The 14,753-nt window shown below is 62.4% G+C and carries 13 protein-coding genes; 8 read left to right on the plus strand and 5 right to left on the minus strand.

Annotated elements, in window-relative coordinates:
- Nucleotides 1-77 precede the first annotated feature (77 nt).
- Nucleotides 78-950: an S-methyl-5'-thioadenosine phosphorylase gene (locus MF268_RS05100; RefSeq protein WP_238369817.1), complete on the minus strand. Its 873-nt coding sequence runs from the start codon at nt 948-950 to the stop codon at nt 78-80.
- 572 nt (nt 951-1,522) lie between these two features.
- On the opposite strand from MF268_RS05100, the gene MF268_RS05105 reads away from it, so the two are divergent.
- Nucleotides 1,523-3,151 carry a SulP family inorganic anion transporter gene (locus MF268_RS05105; RefSeq protein WP_238369818.1) on the plus strand — a complete coding sequence of 543 codons (1,629 nt, stop codon included), beginning with the start codon at nt 1,523-1,525 and terminating at the stop codon, nt 3,149-3,151.
- 45 nt (nt 3,152-3,196) lie between these two features.
- Here the strand turns inward: MF268_RS05105 and MF268_RS05110 are convergent, their stop codons facing one another.
- Nucleotides 3,197-3,817: a hypothetical protein gene (locus MF268_RS05110; protein ID WP_238369819.1), complete on the minus strand. Its 621-nt coding sequence runs from the start codon at nt 3,815-3,817 to the stop codon at nt 3,197-3,199.
- Nucleotides 3,818-4,284: 467 nt separating this feature from the next.
- Between MF268_RS05110 and MF268_RS05115 the strand changes: the two genes are divergently transcribed.
- The gene (locus MF268_RS05115; RefSeq protein WP_238369820.1) at nt 4,285-5,037 is read left to right on the plus strand and encodes a VPLPA-CTERM sorting domain-containing protein; all 753 of its coding nucleotides are present in this window, start codon (nt 4,285-4,287) and stop codon (nt 5,035-5,037) included.
- Between the two features lie 90 nt (nt 5,038-5,127).
- Here MF268_RS05115 and MF268_RS05120 read toward each other — a convergent pair whose 3' ends face one another.
- Both MF268_RS05120 and MF268_RS05125 read right to left on the minus strand, forming a co-directional pair.
- Nucleotides 5,128-5,565 carry a PACE efflux transporter gene (locus tag MF268_RS05120; protein ID WP_238369821.1) on the minus strand — a complete coding sequence of 146 codons (438 nt, stop codon included), beginning with the start codon at nt 5,563-5,565 and terminating at the stop codon, nt 5,128-5,130.
- 119 nt (nt 5,566-5,684) lie between these two features.
- Nucleotides 5,685-6,167, minus strand: a complete 483-nt coding sequence (locus tag MF268_RS05125; RefSeq protein ID WP_238369822.1) for a MarR family winged helix-turn-helix transcriptional regulator — start codon at nt 6,165-6,167, stop codon at nt 5,685-5,687.
- Nucleotides 6,168-6,266: 99 nt separating this feature from the next.
- On the opposite strand from MF268_RS05125, the gene mnmH reads away from it, so the two are divergent.
- Both mnmH and MF268_RS05135 read left to right on the plus strand, forming a co-directional pair.
- On the plus strand, nt 6,267-7,322 hold the full coding sequence (gene mnmH, locus MF268_RS05130; RefSeq protein ID WP_238369823.1) for a tRNA 2-selenouridine(34) synthase MnmH: 1,056 nt from the start codon (nt 6,267-6,269) through the stop codon (nt 7,320-7,322).
- Nucleotides 7,323-7,444: 122 nt separating this feature from the next.
- Nucleotides 7,445-8,155 (plus strand): GntR family transcriptional regulator, encoded by a 711-nt coding sequence (locus MF268_RS05135; protein WP_238369824.1) that lies wholly within the window; start codon nt 7,445-7,447, stop codon nt 8,153-8,155.
- Nucleotides 8,156-8,159: 4 nt separating this feature from the next.
- On the opposite strand, the gene MF268_RS05140 is transcribed toward MF268_RS05135, so the two are convergent.
- Nucleotides 8,160-8,582: a nuclear transport factor 2 family protein gene (locus tag MF268_RS05140; RefSeq protein WP_238369825.1), complete on the minus strand. Its 423-nt coding sequence runs from the start codon at nt 8,580-8,582 to the stop codon at nt 8,160-8,162.
- A gap of 230 nt (nt 8,583-8,812) precedes the next feature.
- On the opposite strand from MF268_RS05140, the gene MF268_RS05145 reads away from it, so the two are divergent.
- From MF268_RS05145 to MF268_RS05160, 4 genes are all read left to right on the plus strand, one after another.
- Nucleotides 8,813-9,985, plus strand: a complete 1,173-nt coding sequence (locus MF268_RS05145) for an ABC transporter substrate-binding protein (protein ID WP_238369826.1) — start codon at nt 8,813-8,815, stop codon at nt 9,983-9,985.
- Between the two features lie 85 nt (nt 9,986-10,070).
- Nucleotides 10,071-10,946 carry a branched-chain amino acid ABC transporter permease gene (locus MF268_RS05150; protein WP_238369827.1) on the plus strand — a complete coding sequence of 292 codons (876 nt, stop codon included), beginning with the start codon at nt 10,071-10,073 and terminating at the stop codon, nt 10,944-10,946.
- A 10-nt stretch (nt 10,947-10,956) separates the two neighbouring features.
- A complete protein-coding gene (locus tag MF268_RS05155; RefSeq protein ID WP_238369828.1) occupies nt 10,957-13,455 on the plus strand; it encodes a branched-chain amino acid ABC transporter ATP-binding protein/permease in 2,499 nt (832 codons plus the stop codon).
- Nucleotides 13,452-14,720 carry an amidohydrolase family protein gene (locus tag MF268_RS05160; RefSeq protein ID WP_238369829.1) on the plus strand — a complete coding sequence of 423 codons (1,269 nt, stop codon included), beginning with the start codon at nt 13,452-13,454 and terminating at the stop codon, nt 14,718-14,720. The genes MF268_RS05155 and MF268_RS05160 overlap by 4 nt, the downstream gene beginning before the upstream one ends.
- The last annotated feature ends 33 nt before the right edge of the window (nt 14,721-14,753 follow it).

Genomic DNA, 14,753 nt, shown 5'->3' on the forward strand with positions numbered 1-14,753 from the left:
TGACTAACGCGCCGCACGTCCGGACCGCAAGAGGCTGCTTTACGCGGGTTGGATGCGGGCGCGAGAGGCCGGTCTGGTTACAGGACCCGGCCTGCCACCGCGTCGAGCTTCGCGACAAGTTCGGGGTCGCGTTTTTCCGGGGCGGTCATGATTGCGTATTCAAGCGCGCGGTCGCAGCCATCGGGGCAGGGTTCGCGGTTGGGACCAAGCAGCGCGGGCAGGCGCGAGACAAGCGCGCGGCCCTTGTCGGCGTTGCCGGTAAGTGTCGCTATAATATCGGAAATCTCGACCGCACCGTGATCGGGGTGCCAACTGTCGAAATCGGTGATCATGGCGACAGAAGCATAGCAGAGCTCGGCTTCGCGGGCGAGTTTCGCTTCGGGCATATTGGTCATGCCGATCACATCCGCGCCCCAGCTTTCGCGGTACATCTTGGATTCCGCGATCGAGGAAAACTGCGGCCCCTCCATCGCGAGGTAGGTGCCGCCGTCATGCACGGTGATCCCGGCGTCGATGGCCGCTGCAAGGCAGGCCGCAGAGAGACGCGGGCAGGTCGGGTGGGCGACGCTTACGTGGGCGACGCAGCCGGTTCCGAAAAACGATTTCTCACGCGCGAAAGTGCGGTCAATGAACTGATCTATAATGACGAAATCGCCCGGCTCCATGTTTTCGCGAAACGACCCGCAGGCCGAGACCGAGATCACGTCGGTGGCTCCGATCCGTTTGAGCGCATCGATATTGGCGCGGTAGGGGACGGTGGAGGGCGAGTGCACATGGCCGCGCCCGTGACGAGGCAGAAAGGCCATCTCGACTCCGTTGAGCGTACCGGTCAGGATCTGGTCCGACGGCGTGCCCCAGGGCGTTTCGACCGTGACCCATTCCGCCCCTTCAAGCCCGTCGATGTCATAGATGCCCGATCCGCCGATCACGGCGATTTTGGTCTTGGTCATAGCTGCCCCATTCCTCTGATTTGGGCGGATCGTGGCTGTCCGCTGCGGGGAAATCAACCGCTGAAACGTGCTCGGTGAACCCGTGCAGCGGCGATGCACAAGCCGTGCACAATCCGTACACCCCCTGTACACCGCCGCAGTGCAGCATTGGTGGTGGGTCGGGGTTTTCACCAGCGGTATGGTCGCTTTTGATTTATCGTTCCGTCAGCCGTGGGGATGCAGGCGATCTCTTTCCCAGCGTTAGTGGCGCGTGTTGGATTAATTTATCTGATTTAATCTGGCAATTGTTGATCAAGTGGATTGATGGTCCAAGCCGTTTCCGTTCCAATCCGTGACGCACGGTTCGCCCCTCGAATTGATTCTTTGCCAAGTCGTATTAGCGACTGATGAGCAGTCCGTTCGGTTCTTGGCAGGTACTGCGCATGGTTATCGAGCGGTCTTTAACGCGCGGAAAGTTGGTCGTGGTGCCGCAGATAGGCCTTTCGGGCCAACAATCCGCCCGCCAAAGGTGGCTTTCTTGGCCGCTATGGCTTATGCGCCTGCTCAAACCCGGTCAAATCTCAGGACATTTCATGCCCAAGGCACTTCTGGCGTCATTTGCCAAACGTATATCCATTTCCGATCTGCAACTGCTGCCGGATGAAAAACTCAGCCCGTCGCGGATCCGGATCGAGCTGCTGTCGGGGCTGACCGTGGCGCTGGCGCTGGTGCCCGAAGCGGTGGCCTTTGCCTTTGTCGCCGGGGTGCACCCTTTGGTGGGTTTGTATGCAGCCTTTATCGTGGGGCTGATCACCGCCTGCATCGGCGGGCGACCGGGGATGATTTCGGGCGCGACCGGCGCGCTGGCCGTGGTGATGGTGGCGCTGGTGGCGCAGCATGGGGTGGAGTACCTGTTTGCGACCGTGGTGCTGATGGGGCTGTTGCAGATTTTCGCGGGCATCATGCAATGGGGCAAGTTCATCCGGCTGGTGCCGCATCCGGTGATGCTGGGCTTTGTCAACGGGCTGGCGATCGTGATCTTCCTGGCACAGATGAGCCAGTTCAAGGTGCCGGGATCGGTTGAGAATACCGGTCATGGTATGGGTGGCGGCCAATGGCTGTCGGGCGGGCCGCTGCTGTTGATGCTAGGGCTGGTTGGCGTGACCATGGCGATCATCTGGCTGACGCCGCGCATTACCAAGGTTGTTCCCGCGCCCCTGGCCGGGATCGGGATCGTCGCGGCCGTCGTCATTGCCTTTGGGCTGGATGTGCCGCGGGTGGGCGATATGGCCTCGATCCAGGGCGGCCTGCCGAGCTTTCACATCCCGATGGTGCCGCTGAACTGGGAAACCTTCCAGATCATCCTGCCCTATTCGGTGATCCTTGCAGCGATCGGCCTGATCGAGAGCCTGCTGACGCTGAACCTTGTGGGTGAGATCACCGGCAAGCGCGGCGGGGCGAGCCAGGAATGCGTGGCGCAGGGGATTTCCAACACGGTGACCGGTTTCTTTGGCGGCATGGGCGGTTGCGCGATGATCGGGCAGTCGATGATCAACGTGAAATCTGGCGGGCGCACGCGGATTGCGGGCATCGCGGCAGCGCTGTTCCTGCTGATTTTTATCCTCTTTGCCGCGCCGCTGATCGAGCTGATCCCGCTGGCCGCGCTGGTTGGCGTGATGTTCATGGTGGTGATCGGGACCTTTGCGTGGAACTCGTTCAAGATCCTGCGCAAGGTGCCGCTGACCGATGCTTTCGTGATCCTGCTGGTGACGGTCGTGACGGTCTGGCAGGACCTCGCGGTGGCCGTGGTCGTGGGCGTGATCGTCTCGGCTTTGGCCTATGCGTGGAACAACGCGCGCCGCATCCATGCCAAGACCCATCTGACGCCCGAAGGTGCGCGGGTTTACGCGGTGCAGGGGCCGTTGTTCTTTGGCTCTTCGGACGGGTTCGTCGAGATGTTCGACGTGGCAGGCGACCCGGGCGTCGTGGTAGTGGATTTCGCCGACAGCCGGGTTGTCGATCAATCCGCCCTGCAGGCGATTGAAACCGTTGCCTCGAAATACGAGGCGGTTGGCAAGGAGATCGTTCTGCGCCACCTGAGCCGCGATTGCCATCGGTTGCTGAACAAGGCCGGGCATCTGGTTGTCGATAGCGATGACGATCCGGATTACGGTCTGGCGGTCAATTATTCAGTCCGCACCGGTATTCTGGGCGGTCACTGAGACCGGTTGTTGCGCGGGCCGGGGGGTGACCTCCGGCCCTTTGCGTCACTCGATTTCGAACGAAATGTCGTAGGTGAGTTCATCGGCCGTTTCGTTGACCACTTCGACGATATGGTCGCCGGATTGCACAAGCTCGCCTGAATAGGCGGTGCCCGCCTCCGTGCCCTCTAGCAGGATCGAGCCGTCGGGATTGCGGATGGTGTAATACATCTTACCCGCCCGGGGCGTCACGCTGATATCCAGTTGCTGGCCTTCACCCGCGCCGAGGATGAACTGGAAGGCCCCGCCGGGTTCAAGCCTGCGGGTAAGGGTGGTGCCTGAACTGCCCGCGTCGAATTTCACGACCTCCTGAAAGTCGGAGAGTTGCGGCGCTGTGCGGGCGGCCTTGGCCTGTTCTTCGGTTGCTTCTTCGAGCACACCGATGGTGCCGTCGGCATATGCGATGCAGCGCCAGACCGTGCCGCCGCCATCCTCGAGCATGACCTCGGTGCCCGCCTGTGAAAAGCTGGAGTTCAGCACGGTGCCGCCGGGGGCGCTGGCTAGGTCCGAGGCTGCGAGCTTATCGATACAAGCGTCAATCGCGGACTGGTCGGGGTTGTCCGAAGCTATTGCCGCATTCGTCAGCAGGGCGATGCAGGCCAAAGAAAACATGTGACGGGAATTCATGTGCGATACTCCTCTGTCGCGACCATGTAAGCCAAGCGTATCGCGGTGTTGTCCTGAGGCAAGGAGAATGTTCGGCGGTGGGATAGCTGAGATTCAGGGGACATGTGCTTGCCGGCGGTGCGCGCTGATAATGCGCTATTAGCGGCGTATTATGCAAATTGCGCGCTGTCTATTTAAGTAATTAAAAAGGTCGATATGGGGGTGATTATTGATTTTGGATAGCGAAAGTTTCCGCGCTGCAGAAATTAGATTATTAAGTCTTTCCGTATTAATATCCAATATGGAAACAGTCGTTTTCTAAACAACTTCGAATTGAAATATTTATTTTTCACTTAGGCTTGATCGGTTCTTTTCGTCCTGAAAGGATGCCGGATGTGAATGTTAATAATGGGGCTATACCAGTGAAAAGAACTTCAATTACTTTTGTCGGAGGTGCCGTACTTGCAGTTGCAACGGCGACCTCGGCAATGTCCGCAGAAATTATTACCACCTTTGACGGATCGCAGGGATGGCAAAGCACCGATACCCGTCCAGGCGGCGATTTCGAGATTGTCGATCTTGCGGGAATGGGTGGCAATCTTGAGAATAATCAACCGGCTGGCACCGGTGCGGTCAAGCTGACGACCGACAGCACCAATGCCGCGAAGGCCGAGGTTGGCATTGTACAGGATTTCGGAAAGGTCTCCGATATTCTGAATGGCAATTTCAGCCTTTCCTATAGCTGGTTCGATACCGGAGGGGCCGTGGCTGCGCCTTCGCTGAAGCTTGCCTTTTACAACGCGAGTTTTGGCGGTGACGGATATGGTCAGCTTATTTACGAACCCTATGCACAGGGCGTGGACGAAAACGATTATATCACGCCGACGCAGGGCGATTGGGTCACGGCAAACGTCGATCTGAATAATGGCCGTTTCTGGAATACCGGCATGTTCGGTGTGGGGTCTTCTTTTGCCGGACCGCCGAATTACACGCTGAGCGAATGGCTGAGCGAATTCGATGCTGAATTCGGCGACGCGAGCCTTGTCGGACTTTCGCTTGGTATCGGCTCTTATAACCCGGATGAAACGGGATATGTCGATTGGGTTTCCATTTCGGGAACTGAGGCTGACGGGACCTATGACTTCGAGGCGCCTGCGCCGGTTCCGGTGCCTGCAAGCCTTCCGCTGATCCTCCTTGGAATGGGGGCGTTTGGCCTGGCTCGGGGGCGTCGCCGGGCCTGAACGTAACAAGGGCGGCAGGTTAATGCCGCCGGGATGGTAACTTTGCCTGCCGAAACCCAGGTTTTGGCAGGTTTTTTTACGGGGCTTGCGCTAGCTGGCTTGTTCCGGGGCGGGTGTGCCCGGTGCCGGGAAAACCACATCATAGAGCCAGTTGAAGCTGAAGGCGTAGAGCACGTAGAAAACGGCAAGCGTCGCATCCATCAGCACAGCGTGCAGAAAGCTGATGTCGAGATACCACGCGATAAAGGGCGCGAGGATCACCAGCAGGCCGCCTTCGAACAGCAGCGCATGGGCGACGCGGACGGGCAAGGATTTTTCGGTGCTGCCGGTCAGGTGGCGCATCAGGTGGTCAAAGCCGAGGTTGTATGCGTAATTCCAGAGCATCGCGAGGGTGGCGCTGACGATGGCGACGACGCCGATATGGTCAAGCGGCATGTCATAGATCCATGCGATCAGCGGCACGACCAGAAAAAGCGCGATGACTTCGAATAGGATGGCGTGGCGGATACGGTCCTTGGTGCTGCGCATGGCGGGGCCCTTTTTGTCTTTCGGGCCGTCCCGATCCGGTTTCCCTTGCTGGGGGAGGTCGTCCTCACGCGGTGGTTATGTATCCATCGCGCCGGGCGGTTCAAGGGGCGGGGCCGAAATCACCGCCGGTGCAGAAGCGGGTCGGGTTCGCGTAGTTTCAGGGGCGCGCGGCTGTGTTCATTGGCGGCGAGAGTGGCTTTTTCGAGAAGCCGCAGAAAGATCGCGCGTTCGTCTTCGTCCAGACCTTCGAGCATGTCGGGCTGCATTTCCAGCACATGGGGCTGGGCGGTGGCATAGAGCGTGTGCCCGGCCTCGGTCAGGGTCAGTTCCTTGGCGCGGCGGTCGTGGCGGGCGGTGGAGCGGGCGAGCAGCCCGCGGTTTTCCAGCTTGTCGATGACCTTGCCGATGGTGGCGCGGTCATAGGCGACAAGGCCCGCGACGGTGGCCTGATCGATGCCGGGATGCAGGCGCAGGGTGGACAGTACGGCGAATTGCACCGGCGTCAGCGTCAGGCCGAGCGAATTCATCCGTTCAAGGAACAGCCCGGTCGATATCTGGTTGAGCCGCCGGATCAGGTGGCCTGGCATCGCGTAGATTTCCATTTGCTCATCCTGACGGGTTTCAGAATTACTGGCAAGTATGCTTATGATTGCCCGTTTTAACCGGCTTTCCCTTGCCGGAGCAGAAGGGTAGAGCGGGACATGGCTTTGACATCCGACTCTCTGATTGACCTCTTGAACCACGGCTATGACTGCGTGATCGACGTGCGCAGCCCGGCGGAATTTGCCGAGGACCATGTGCCCGGCGCGATCAACCTGCCGGTGCTCGACAATGAGGAACGCGCGCGGGTCGGGACGATCTACAAGCAGGAAAGCCCGTTTCTGGCGCGCAAGCTGGGGGCGGCGTTGGTGTTTCGCAACGCCTCGCGTCATCTGGAGGAAAGCCTGTCGCATCATGACGGGCGATGGCGGCCGCTGGTCTATTGCTGGCGCGGCGGGCAGCGGTCGGGATCCTTCGCGTGGATGCTGGGGCAGATCGGCTGGCGGTCAGAGGTGATCGAGGGCGGCTATCGCACCTATCGGCGGCTGGTGAACCGGATGCTGTATGAGGATGTGCTGCCCTATCGGCTGGTAGCGCTTGACGGGTTTACCGGTACGGCCAAGACCGACCTGCTGCATCGGGCGCGGAATCTCGGGGCGCAGGTGCTGGACCTTGAAGGGGCGGCAGGGCATCGCGGCTCGCTCTTGGGTGGGATGGCAGGCGGGCAGCCGAGCCAGAAAGCGTTTGAATCGGAACTGGCCGGGGTGTTGTGCCGGTTCGACCCGGCGCGGCCCGTGCTGGTTGAGGCGGAATCGAGCAAGGTTGGGGAACGGATCATTCCACCGGCAATTTGGGAAGCGATGAAGATCGCACCCCGGATAGAGTTGCGCGTGCCGCTGGAGGCGCGGACGCGGTACCTTGTGCGGGCCTATGACGATATCCTTTCGGACAGCGAGACGCTGACCCACAAGCTGTCCTTTCTGCGCGCCCATCGCGGCGGCGAGGTCGTGGATGGCTGGAACGCGATGATCGATGCGGGCGACAAGGCCGGGGTGACGCGGGCGCTGATGGCGCAGCATTACGATCCGTCCTATTTGAAATCGCGCAAGGCGATCGGTGTGGAACCGGCAGAGGTGCTGGATCTGCCAGACCTGTCGGAGCCGGTGCTGGCAGATACGGCGGCGCAAATTTGCGAGATGCTGGAGCGGATGGGCTGAGCGATGGCCGGGCATTTCGCGACAGTTGGCGTGGCGCCGGCCTGCGGTGAGGCCGCGACAAGGTTGCGGGAGAGGGGCGGACGTGCCAGCCTTGACGGTGGAACAATCAGGCAGGATGGCAGATGACTTCCCGGCAACCCCAGAAGAACCGGTCGGAAATGATCTGTGTGGCACTGCGCTCGGCAATCCTTGAGCGGGCGCTGCTGCCGGGGATGAAGCTGCCCGAGGATTCGCTGGGCGAACGGTTCGGGGCCAGCCGCACGATTGTAAGGCAGGCGCTGGAACGGTTGGCGGCGGAAGGTCTGGTCGAGCTGCGCCACAATCGCGGTGCGGCGGTGGCCTCGCCCAGTCTGGAAGAGGCGCAGGACCTGTTCGAGCTGCGCGCGCAGGTTGAGGATCTGGTGATCCGGCGGCTGGCAACCGGGTTCACGGCTGCGCAGGAAAAGGCGCTGATGGCACATATCGGGCGCGAGGAAGAGGCGCAGTCGGGGCCGGAGCCAATCTCGATCCGGCTGGCGACCGAATTCCATATCCTGATGGCGGAACTGACCGGCAGCCCGGTGCTGGCGCGCTATGTCAACGAGATCGCCTATCGCTGCGGGCTGACCCTGTCGCAATTCTCGCGGCCGCATTCGACGACCTGCGGCATACAGGAACATCGCGATATCGTGGCCGCGCTGAAGACCGGCGACGTGGCGCGCGCGCAGGGGATCGCCCGCGCGCATCTGGATTCGGTATCGGCAAGGGCGCAGTTCAAGGGCGCCGAGAACAGCGGGTATTCCTATCTCGACGTGCTGGAGCCCTATGCCAGCAAGATGCGCGAGAGCGGCTGAGCGGTCAGGCCTCGATCCCACGCGCCGTCAGGATGCGTTCGGCGCTGTCGTTCCAGACGTCCATCTTGACGATCTTGCCTCCCTCGACCACGAAACGATCGACATAGCGGTTGCCTTCAAAGGCGGTGCCGTCATGCCATTCGCCGTAGAGATAGCCAGTGGAATAGACCACCGTGCCCTCGGCGCCCTGTGCCACGTCGAACTGGCGCATGTCCTTTTTTACCCATTTGTAGCGCATCGCGTTGAAGCCCGCCGGGCCTGAGGGGTGGTGATACATCCGGCCGCCGGTAAAGGTGATGGTCACGTTCTTGGCCATGTAGGTCGCGGCGCGTTCCGGATCGGGTACCATTGAGGCTTCGAGGTAATCGCGGACGATCCGTGCTTCCTCGCGTAGGCTGTCTGCATCGGGAATCATCGTGTCGGTCATGGGGGTCCTTTCCATCTCGGCGTGATTCGACTGTGCCACTCCGGCGGGGCTCCCGCCAGATGCATACGAAAATTACATACAAAAATTGCATGCGATTTGCCTTATCCTTGTGCAGGAGGCGGGAAAAGCGGGAAATTTGAGGGTCGCTGGACCGGTTGCCTTTGACAGATGCAGGTGCAGCAACGGCCATAGGAGACATCTGAAAGCCCTGTTCATCGGAGAGATAGATCATGCCCGTCCGACTAAACCTGACCCGCCGTACCGTAATGGCTGGCGCCGCCGCGCTTGGCCTGTTGAGCGCGGTTCCTGCCAAGGCGCAGGAAGATCCGATCAAGATCGGCCTTGTCGCCGCGCTGAGCGGACAATCCGCCAAGTCCGGCGAGGCGATCACCCGCGGCATCATGCTGGCGCTCGACAAGATCAACGGCGAGGGCGGTGTGCTGGGCCGTCAGCTCGAGCTGGTCAGCCGCGATGATGAAAGCAACCCGGGCAAGGGTCTTGTCGCCGCGCGTGAGCTGGTGCAGCGCGAAGGTGTCGCGGCGCTGATCGGCGGGCTGGATACGCCCGTGTCGCTGGCCATCGTGCCTTTCGCCAACGAGGCCAAGGTGCCGTTTATCGGGCCATGGGCTGCGGGCACGCCGATCACCAAGAACGGGGCCGAGGAAAACTATGTATTCCGCGTCTCGGCCGTGGATGAGATCGTGGACGAAGCGATCACCGAGTACCTCGTGACCAAGTATGGCGCGAAAAGGCCGGGGATGATCCTGATCAATAACCCTTGGGGTGAATCCAATGAAAAGGGCCTGCTCAAGGCGCTTGAGGCGCGCGGTATGGAACATGCGGGCATCGAGAAGTTCGAGAGCAATGACGTGGACGTGGTGCCTCAGCTCACACGGCTGAAGGAGAACGGCGCGGACGGGCTGTTCATGGTGGCGAATGTGGCGCCGTCTGCGCAGGTGGTGAAATCGCTCGACAAGATGGGCTGGGATGTGCCGATTGCGTCGCATTGGGGCCCGGCGGGCGGCCGTTTCACCGAGCTGGCCGGGGCGAGCGGTGAAAAGGTCCATTTTATCCAGACCTTCCTGTTCACCGATCCGGAACACCCGCTGTTCGTGAAGCTGCAGGAAATGTTCCCCGAAATCGAGACGCTGGCCGATGTGACGCCGGCGACCGGTATCGCCAACGCCTATGACTCGGTTCTGCTGCTGGCGGCGGCAATCGAAGCTGCTGGATCGACAGACGGCCCGGCGATCCGCGAGGCGATGTACGGCATCAGCGGTGTCGAGGGTGTCATCAAGACCTATGACACGCCGTTCACGCCCGACAATCAGGATGCTCTGGGTCCGAACGACTATCTGTTCTCGCAGTTCGTCGACGGCCAGATCATTCCGCTTGCGGACTGAGACTGATCTTTTACCCCCGGTCCCGTGTGACCGGGGGTCTTTATCTATTCCCCGCGCGTGACGCGGCCCCGTCCCGGAGCAGGACATGACATTATTCGTAACGGCACTGGTGACCGGACTTGGCCTTGGCGCCATGTACGGTCTGATCGCGCTTGGGTTCCAGATCACCTATTCGGTCTGTTCGCGGGTCAATTTCGCGCAAGGTTCCATGGTGATGCTCGGCGCGGTGCTTGGCTATGTTCTGACGGAGCGGGCCGGGCTGCCGGTGATCGTGGCCTATCCGCTGGCGCTGGTGGGATGCGCGCTGATGGGGATGTTGGTCGAGCTGTTGCTGGTGCGGCCGTTCGCGGTGCGCGGTTCTGAGGCATGGCTGATGGCGACCGTTGCGGGGGGTATCCTCCTTGACAATGCGGTGATGTTCACCTTTGGCAACGAGCCGAGGAGCCTGCCATCGCCGCTGGTAGAGCAGACCTGGCAGATATTCGGCACCGGCGTCTATCCGCAGCAATTGCTGATCCCGCTGGTGGCGGTCGGGCTGGCGGTTAGCCTGCATGTCCTGTTCCGCCGCACGCGGCAGGGGCGCGCCCTGCTGGCCGTGGTGCAGAACCCCGAGGCCGCGCGGCTGATGGGGATCAATACAACCGCGATGATCTCCGGTTCTTTCGCGCTGTCGGCGGTGCTGGCCGGTGTAGCAGGGCTGCTGATCGCGCCGCTGCTCTCGGTGCATTCGGATATGGGCACGCTGTTCGGGATCAAGGCCTTTGCTGTGGCAATCCTTGGCGGCATGACCTCGGCCTCGGGCGTGATGATTGCCGGGTTCCTTTATGGGTTGGTCGAGGCGCTGGTGACCACCTACCTCGGGTCGTCCTACACCTATATCGTCGTTTTCGCCCTGCTGATCGCGGTGCTTGCGGTGCGCCCGAACGGGTTGTTCGGCACCGCCGCGCTGAGAAAGGTATAGCGCTGTGCGGATGAGTGAATCGCGACTTCTCGACCTGTCGATCCTTGCGCTTGGCGTGCTAGCGCTGGCGTTTTTGGGGGTGGTGAACGGCTATATGCAGTTCGTCTTTGGCCTTGTGGCGATCTGGACGATCCTGTGCACCGGGCTGAACGTGCTGTTCGGTCTGACCGGGCTGGTGTCGCTGGGGCAGGTCGGCTTTTTCGCCGTCGGGGCCTATGCCCATGCGATCCTGTCGCAGGCGGGCGTGAGTTTCTGGCTGTCGCTGCCCGCCGGCGCGCTGGTTGCCGCGGCGGTAGGCTGCGTTCTGGCGATACCGGCGGTGCGCATGGCGGGGCCGTTCCTTGCCATGGTGACGATTGCTTTTGCCTTTATCGTCGAACATCTCGCAATTGAGTGGCGGGCGCTGACCGGCGGGCAGAACGGGTTATTCGGTTTCGATCAGCCCGCCATTTTCGGCTATGTCTTTACCGAGGCGGACCTGATCCGGCTGGCCATCGTGCTGGCGGCGCTGGGGCTGCTGGCCTATCGACGCCTGTCCGTCAGCGGCTGGGGCATCGCGATGGCGGCGCTGCGCGATCAGGAGGTTTCGGCCGGTTCGCTGGGCTATGATCCGTTCCTCACCAAGCTTGCCGCCTTTGCGATTGCGGCGGGCGCGGCGGGGCTTGCAGGCGGGCTGTTCGCCTCCCTCATGCAGTTCATCGCGCCGAGCAATTTCGTGTTGTCGCAATCGATCCTGTTCCTGTTCGCGGTGATACTCGGCGGGGCCGGAACGGTGCTTGGCCCGCTGGTGGGGGCGGCTGTGGCGGTGCTGTTGCCCGAGTTCCTTGCCGGGCTTGCCGAATACCGGCTGCTGTTTTTCGGCGCGCTGCTGGTGGCGGTGCTGCTGGTGGCACCGCGCGGGATCGTCGGCACCATAGCGGCCTTCCTGCCGCGACGCGCGCAACCCGCGAGTGCCGTCACGCCGGAAGAGGCGCTGGCATTTGTGAGCCCCGAGACGCCCGAGGGGCTGCGTGTCAGCGGGCTTGGGATTTCCTTCGGCGGGGTCAAGGCGGTGAGCGGCGCGGCCTTTGAGGCGCGACCGGGCGAGGTGACCGCGATCATCGGGCCGAACGGGGCGGGAAAGACCACGCTGCTCAACATGATCTCGGGGTTTTACCGGCCCGGCGAAGGGCGGATCGAGACCGGTGGCACCGATATCGCGGGCTGGTCTATGCATGCGACCGCGCGGCAGGGAATCGCGCGGACCTATCAGGCGACGCGGCTGTTCGGCTCGCTCAGCGCCGAGGAAAACGTGCTGGCGGCCTTTCCGCGGGGTCGGTTCAGCGGGGTCTTTACCGCGCTGGGCACGGCGGAGCGGCGAGCGATGGCGCAGGGCTTGCTGCAGCTCGTGGGCTATGAAGGCGCGGCGGAAACGCTGGCCTCGGACCTGCCGCATGTGGACCGGCGGCTGATCGAGATCGCGCGGGCACTGGCGATGCGGCCCCGGATGTTGCTGCTTGATGAACCGGCGGCGGGTCTGATGCAGGGCGACAAGCGGGCGATGTCGCAGGTGTTGCGGCGGCTCGCGGATGCCGGGATTGCCGTGGTGCTGGTGGAACATGACATGGAACTGGTGATGGGCATTTCCGACCGCATCCTTGCGATGGACGCGGGCGAGCCGATTGCCTTTGACACGCCCGAGGCGGTGCGCGCTGATGCGCGGGTCATCGCGGCCTATCTGGGCGAGGGCACGCTGAGCGTTCCGGCCCGGTCGCTGGCCCATGAACCGGGAGCGATGGATACGCTGATCGCCAAGGACCTTTGTGCCGGATATGGCGCGGCGGATGTGCTGCAATCGGTCAACCTGCGGGTCGGCAAGGGCGAGCTTGTCGCGCTGCTTGGGGCGAACGGGGCGGGGAAATCGACATTCCTGCGGACGGTCTCGGGGCTGATGGCGCCGACCTCGGGCCATGTGATCCTGAACGATGGCTATATCGGCGGGTTGCCTCCGCACCAGATCGTCGAGCGCGGCGTGGTGCTGGTGCCCGAGGGGCGGCAGGTCTTTCCGGAACTGAGCGTGGCCTATAACATCGAACTGGGGGCATACCGGCGCAAGACACGGCCCGATGCGAGCGAGCTGGAGGCGATTTTGCAGCGCTTCCCGCGCCTGCGCGACCGGCTGCATGCGCGCGCCGGGCTGTTGTCGGGGGGCGAGCAGCAGATGATGGCGATTGCGCGGGGATTGATGGCCTCGCCCAAGCTGTTGCTGCTGGATGAGCCGTCGCTGGGCCTGTCGCCAGGTATGGTCGAGGAGCTTTATGCGATCTTGGCCGAACTGCGCAACGACGGGATCACGATCCTGCTGGTCGACCAGATGGCCTCGCTCGCGCTGGCAGCGGCGGATCGCGGCTATATCCTTGAACAGGGGCGCATCGTGGCCGCGGGCAGCGCGCAGGAGCTGTTGCAGGACGACGCGCTGATCGCGGCCTATCTGGGTGGCGGGCAGGAACGGGCGGAGGCGGCGCAATGACACTTGATCTGGTGATCCGCAACGCGCGGCTGTCGGACGGGGACGAGCTGCTTGATCTGGGCATTCGCGACGGGCGCATTGCCGATATCGCCCGGGATCTGGACAGCGCGGCCCGGGCAATGGATGCCGAAGGCGGTCGGCTGATCAAGGGCTTTGCCGACAGTCACCTGCACCTCGACAAGGCCTGCCTGCTGGACCGGGCGGCGAACCCCTCGGGCACGCTGAAAGGTGCGATCAAGGCGGTGAGCGCGGCCAAGCGGGATTTCACCCGCGAAGATATATATGCCCGCGGGGCGCGGGTGCTGGAAAAGGCGATCTGTCAGGGCACGACGCTGATCCGCACCCATGTGGAGATCGACCCGGCGGTGGGGCTTGCGGGGTTTGATGCGGTCGCGCAGCTCAAGGCCGATTATGCCTGGGCGCTGGAATTGCAGATCTGCGTCTTTCCGCAGGAGGGTCTGTTGAATTACCCTGGCACCGAAGAGCTGCTGCGCGCGGCGCTGGACCGGGGCGCGGATCTGCTGGGCGGCTGCCCCTATACCGACAGCGATCCGAAGGGGCAGATTGCCCGGCTGTTCGATATGGCGCGGGAATACGATGTCGATCTGGATTTCCACCTCGATTTCGATCTGGACAATACATGGCGGCATCTGGACGAGGTGGCACGGCAAACCGTGGCGCACGCGATGCAGGGGCGGGTGGCGGTTGGCCATGTCACCAAGCTCTCGACCCTGCCGCCACCGCAGCTTGACGAGACAATCGCGGTGATGCGCGACGCGGGGATCGCGCTGACGGTGCTGCCCGCGACGGACCTGTTCATGATGGGGCGTGAATTCACTGACTCCGTACCGCGCGGGGTGGCCCCGGCACATCGTTTCCATGCGGCGGGGCTTTGCTGCACCGTGGCGACGAATAACGTGCTGAACCCGTTCACACCTTATGGCGATTGCTCGCTGCCGAGGATGGCGAACCTGTTCGCCAATATCGCGCAGATCGGGGATCCGGCGGGGCTGGATGCCTGTTTCGACATGATCTCGGCGCAGCCTTTCCGGCTGCTGGGGCGAGAAGCGGCGATCAAGACGGGCGACGCGGCTGATCTGGTGCTTTTGCCGTGTGCGACTTCGGCGATGGCGGTGGCCGAGATCTGTCGCCCGGTCTGGGGGATGCGGTCGGGCAAGATGACCTTTGAAGCGCCGAAACCAGTGCTGCTGGCGCCCGAAAGCGCGGTGGCCGGACGGATGCCGTTTGCCGAGAGTTCTGCCTGAGGGATTTGGGGGGCGGCATCTTGTGTCGAGCGT

The organism is Heliomarina baculiformis, assembly GCF_019966545.1.
Taxonomy (GTDB): domain Bacteria; phylum Pseudomonadota; class Alphaproteobacteria; order Rhodobacterales; family Rhodobacteraceae; genus Heliomarina; species Heliomarina baculiformis.

What these genes read in the sequence shown, in the direction of transcription:
- mnmH (WP_238369823.1), top strand. Translation starts at nt 6,267, where the DNA reads ATGGCTTTGACATCCGACTCTCTGATTGACCTCTTGAACCACGGCTAT.
- MF268_RS05140 (WP_238369825.1), bottom strand. Translation starts at nt 8,582, where the DNA reads ATGACCGACACGATGATTCCCGATGCAGACAGCCTACGCGAGGAAGCA.
- MF268_RS05105 (WP_238369818.1), top strand. Translation starts at nt 1,523, where the DNA reads ATGCCCAAGGCACTTCTGGCGTCATTTGCCAAACGTATATCCATTTCC.
- MF268_RS05150 (WP_238369827.1), top strand. Translation starts at nt 10,071, where the DNA reads ATGACATTATTCGTAACGGCACTGGTGACCGGACTTGGCCTTGGCGCC.
- MF268_RS05110 (WP_238369819.1), bottom strand. Translation starts at nt 3,817, where the DNA reads ATGAATTCCCGTCACATGTTTTCTTTGGCCTGCATCGCCCTGCTGACG.
- MF268_RS05115 (WP_238369820.1), top strand. Translation starts at nt 4,285, where the DNA reads ATGTCCGCAGAAATTATTACCACCTTTGACGGATCGCAGGGATGGCAA.
- MF268_RS05145 (WP_238369826.1), top strand. Translation starts at nt 8,813, where the DNA reads ATGCCCGTCCGACTAAACCTGACCCGCCGTACCGTAATGGCTGGCGCC.
- MF268_RS05125 (WP_238369822.1), bottom strand. Translation starts at nt 6,167, where the DNA reads ATGGAAATCTACGCGATGCCAGGCCACCTGATCCGGCGGCTCAACCAG.
- MF268_RS05155 (WP_238369828.1), top strand. Translation starts at nt 10,957, where the DNA reads ATGAGTGAATCGCGACTTCTCGACCTGTCGATCCTTGCGCTTGGCGTG.
- MF268_RS05135 (WP_238369824.1), top strand. Translation starts at nt 7,445, where the DNA reads ATGACTTCCCGGCAACCCCAGAAGAACCGGTCGGAAATGATCTGTGTG.
- MF268_RS05160 (WP_238369829.1), top strand. Translation starts at nt 13,452, where the DNA reads ATGACACTTGATCTGGTGATCCGCAACGCGCGGCTGTCGGACGGGGAC.
- MF268_RS05100 (WP_238369817.1), bottom strand. Translation starts at nt 950, where the DNA reads ATGACCAAGACCAAAATCGCCGTGATCGGCGGATCGGGCATCTATGAC.
- MF268_RS05120 (WP_238369821.1), bottom strand. Translation starts at nt 5,565, where the DNA reads ATGCGCAGCACCAAGGACCGTATCCGCCACGCCATCCTATTCGAAGTC.